General features: G+C 51.3%; 1 rRNA gene. It reads right to left on the bottom strand.

The window, feature by feature from the left end:
- Positions 1-314 (bottom strand): 23S ribosomal RNA (locus GD002_RS17645); the annotation flags it as partial.
- Positions 315-316 lie beyond the last annotated feature (2 nt).

Below are 316 nucleotides of genomic sequence, written 5' to 3' on the forward strand. Positions count from 1 at the left end.
GTATAGAGTGTCCTACAACCCCAAGAAGCAAGCTTCTTGGTTTGGGCTCTTCCCGTTTCGCTCGCCGCTACTAAGGGAATCGATGTTTCTTTCTCTTCCTCCGGGTACTTAGATGTTTCAGTTCTCCGGGTGTGCCACGATCACGCTATGTATTCACGTGAACGTACTGTCCCATTACGGACAGTGGGTTTCCCCATTCGGAAATCTTCGGATCAAAGCTCACTTACAGCTCCCCGAAGCATATCGGTGTTAGTGCCGTCCTTCATCGGCTCCTAGTGCCAAGGCATCCGCCGTGCGCCCTTTCTAACTTAACCTA

Source organism: Sporosarcina obsidiansis (assembly GCF_009651005.1).
Classification (GTDB): domain Bacteria; phylum Bacillota; class Bacilli; order Bacillales_A; family Planococcaceae; genus Sporosarcina; species Sporosarcina obsidiansis.